We start from the raw sequence: 4,111 nt of genomic DNA on the forward strand, positions 1-4,111 counted from the left end.
CGCGGCGATGCCGAAGGTTTTCAAGGCCAGCAGGTCGGCCGTTTCAATCGCGGCAATCGCCGAGGTGCCCAGCGCGGCGACTTGCTTGCTGCTCAACGCGGCGACATGGCCGCTGGTCAGGGCGACGATCTGGTCGGTCGACAGGTTGGCCACCTGGCTGGTCGACAGGGCCGCAAACGAGCTGGTTTTCAGTGCTTGCAGGTCGGACGTTTCCAGCGCCACGATGGCGTCGGTGCTCAGCGCCACCACCTGGGCCGAGCTCAGGACGGCAGCCTGGTTGGTGTTCAGGGCCACCACCTGGTTGGTGCTCAGGTTGGCGATGCTGGCGGTGCTCAGGGCAGCCGCCTGGGCCGTGGTCAGGTTGCTGATCTGGTCGGTGGTCAGCGCACCCAGCTGGGCCGATTTCAGGGTGGCGATGATACTGGTCTTCAGGGCGATCAGGTCGGCCGTCTCGATCGCAGCCACGTTGTTGGTCGACAGCGCGCCGAATTGCAGCGTGCTCAGGACAGCCAGCTGGGTCGCCGACAAGGCGACGATCTGGTCGGTGTCCAGGCCATAAGCCAGGCTGTTGGTGCTCAGGGCGCCGATCTGGCCGCTGGTCAGCGCGGTGATCTGGTCGGTGGTCAGCGCACCGACCTGGTCGGTATTGAGGACCGCAATGTTGCCGCTCTTCAGCGCTTGCAGGTCGTTGGTTTCCAGCGCGGCAATTGCCGACGTGCCGAGCGCTGCCACCTGGCTGCTGCTCAGTATGGCGACCTGGGTATTTTGCAACGCGACGATCTGGTCGGTCGACAGGACGCTGACCTGGGCCGTGTTGAGACCGGCGATCGCCGACGTCTTCAGCGCCTGCAGGTCATCCGTTTGCAGCGCCACGATGGAGTCGGTGGACAGGGCCGCCGCCTGGCGCGAGCTCAGGGCCGCGACCTGGACGGTGGTCAGCGCCACGATCTGGTCCGTGGTCAGGCCGTACGCCAGATTGTTGGTGGTCATGGCGGCAATGTGCGCCGCCGTCAGGTAGCCGATGTTCGCCGTAGTGAGGGCGCGGAACTGGTCACTATTGAGCCCAGCGATATCGCTGGTCGCCAGCGTGGCGACGGTAGAAGTCGTCAATGCGGCGATAAGCTTGGTTTCCATACTCGTGATGAGGCTCATTTCCGTTCTCCTAAGGCACTACAAATTTCTGTTGGGACAAACATCAGAGCCGACAGGCTAGCCTGCGGGCTCTGATTCGAATTGGGGGGCTGCGACTATTACTGAGCAACTGACGGCGGGCCAACCAGCGGCGGATTCCATTAGTTCTTAACGTCAACAAGCTTAACAACTTTAGGTCGCCTTGCCTGCTTTTTCCTGACGGCCACGTCCTGCCGCCGCAAAAAAACCACGCCGGGCAGCAGATCCAGAGGGCACGCTGGCTTAACGTAAAGCGACTTTTTTCACCTCGGCGTTAAGTTTTTTTGTTTACTTAGGGCAAGGCAAACACCATGCCAGCCCGGCCGCGTAAAAAAAAAACGGCAAAACTTGCGCTTTGCCGTTTTTGATCAGTGCGTCGTCCCGCTTATTTGTGCGGGCTGGCCAAGTAGCCCTGGACCGCACCGTTCAGCGCCTTGAGACGCAGCTCGCTGTCGACCACCGTACTGTCGGCAACACCCTGCTTGCCTTCCGCCGTGTAGCGCTGCAACGCGTCCGCCAGCTGGGCGGCGCCGGTGCTGACGCCGCTACCGCGGATATCGAGCTGCGGCGTCGCCGTGGCCGCTGCCGCGCTGCCGGCGGTAAAGGCCGACAGTGCCTGGGCCATGCCGCTGACGCTGCTGCTCAAGCCCTGGCCAGTCGCGCTGACCTGGAACCAGACGTCGGCCGCAGTGTGGCTGGTGCCGTCGCTGGTTTCGAAGGTCGAGCTGGCGCCGATGAAGTTGCCGTTGCCGCTATCGACCAGGGTCTGTTTGACATCCAGGTTCAACTTGGTGATGCCCAGGTCGGCCAGGGATTTCAGTTCATCGGCCTGGCTGACGCCGTCACCGTTGCCATCCACCCACACCTGCAGCTGGCTGAAGGCGCGGTCCTGGCTGTCGATACTGCCGTCGCCGTTGGTGTCGAGCTCGGCCATTGCTTCATAGCCGTTGGCCGCTTTCTGGCCGTTGGCCAGCGTGGTGCCGGAACCGAACAACTCGCTACCGTCGTTGATCGCGCCGTCATGGTTGTGGTCGAGCACCAGCAAGCCGTCGCCGCCGCCCACCCAGCCGGTGTTGAGCTTGTCGCCATTGGCCAGCAGGTCGAACTGCACGCCGTGATCGATGCCCACGGTCTGCACGCCGTTGCCATTCAGATCCAGCACGATAGGCGTCAGCGAAATCAGTTTCGACGTCTGCGTCGGGCTCATCGCGTGGAACTGATCCGACGTCAGCGAGTGGATCTGACGGGTGGTCAATGCCGCCACCTGGTTGGTGGTCAGCGCGGCCACGCCGTTGGTCGACAGGGCGGCGATCTGCTGCGTCGTCAGGCCGGCCACCGAGTTGGTCGACAGGGCGACCAGATCGGCGGTTTCCAGCGCGTTGATGGCGGCCGTGCTCAGGCCAACCACCTGGCGCGAGCTCAGGGCGGCGACCTGGTTCGCCGTCAGCGCGGCGGCCTGGCCGGCGCTCAGGGCGCGCAGCTGGTTGCTGCTCAGGGTGGCGAAGCCGGCGGTGCTGATCACGCCGATATCGGCGGTTTCCATCGACGACAGCTGGGCAGTGCTGAGGACGCTCAGTTGCAGCGTCGACAGCGACGATACCTGGCTGGTGGTCAGGGCCACGATCTGGTTGGTGCTCAGCGAGGCAAAACCGGCGGTGCTCAGGGCGCCAACTTGCGTTGCCGACAGATTGGCCACTTGTCCCACGCTCAGACCGGCGATCTGCGCGGTACGCAGTACCGACAGCTCGTTGGTGGTCAGGCCCGACAGGTCAGCCGTCTCGATCGCGCCGATGGCGTTGCTGCTCAGGGCCACCACTTGCGCCGTGCCCAGGCTACCCAGCTGCGCGGCGGTCAGCGCCACGACCTGGTTGGTGGTCAGGGCGGCAATGCTGCCGGTGCTCAGCGCGGCCAGCGTGGCGGTCGCCAAGGTGGTGACCTGGGCCGTCGTCAGCGCTTGCAGCTGGTTGCTGGACAGCGTGGCCAGCACGCTGGTCTTGAGCGCGGCCAGGTCGGCCGTTTCCAGCGCAACGATATCGTTGGTCGACAGGTTGGCCGCTTGCGCGGTGCTCAGCGCGGCGGCCTGGCCGACGGTCAGCGCCACGATCTGCTCGGTTTCCAGCGCCTTCACTTGCGCCGCAGTCAGCGAACCGACGGCGTTGGTGCTCAGGGCGGCGAAGTCGGCCGTTTCCAGCGCGGCGATCGCATTGGTCGACAGACTCACCACTTGCGCGGTGCTCAGTACGCCAGCCTGGGCGGCGGTCAGGGCCGCCACTTGCGCGGTGCTCAGCGCAGCGGCCGCGCCGGTGCTCAGGGCAACGATCTGGTTGGTCGACAGCAGCGCCAGTTGGGCAGCCGTCAGGCCGGCCAGCTGGCTGGTGCGCAGCACGGCGATTTCATTGGTGCCCAAGCTGGCCAGGTCGGCCGTTTCAATGGCGCCGATGGCGTTGCTGCTCAGGGCCGCGAACTGCGCGGTGGTCAGGCTGCCCAGCTGGCTGCCGGTCAGTGCGACGACCTGGTCGGTGCCCAGCGCGGCGATGCCGCCGGTGCTCAGGGCCGCCAGCGAGGCGGTGCCCAGGGTCGACAGTTGCAGCGTGCTCAGCGCGGAGACCTGGGCGGTGCTCAGCAGGGCGATGGCGGCCGTCTTGATCGCTGCCAGGTCGGCCGTTTCCAGCGCGGCCACGTTGGTGGTCGACATGCCGGCCACGTGCGCCGTGGTCAGCGCGCCGGCTTCACCGGCCGTCAGCGCGACGATCTGCTGCGTGGTCAGCGCTTTCGACTGGGCCACGCTCAGGGCCGCGATCGCGTTGGTGCTCAGGGCGGCGAAGTCGGCCGTTTCCAGCGCGGCAATCGCGTTGGTCGACAGGCTGGCCACTTGGGCGGTACTCAGCACGCCAGCCTGGGCGGCGGTCAGCGCCACCACTTGCGCGGTGCTCAGCGCGGC

At 65.7% G+C, this 4,111-nt stretch carries 2 pseudogenes; both read right to left on the minus strand.

Annotated features, from left to right (window positions below):
- Window positions 1-1,152 (minus strand): annotated as a pseudogene (locus BMZ70_RS27770) (heme utilization protein); the annotation flags it as partial.
- Between the two features lie 403 nt (window positions 1,153-1,555).
- Window positions 1,556-4,111, minus strand: a pseudogene (locus tag BMZ70_RS28515) (heme utilization protein); the annotation flags it as partial.

Origin of the sequence: Duganella sp. CF402 (genome assembly GCF_900109645.1) — a bacterium.
Lineage (GTDB): Bacteria > Pseudomonadota > Gammaproteobacteria > Burkholderiales > Burkholderiaceae_D > Rugamonas.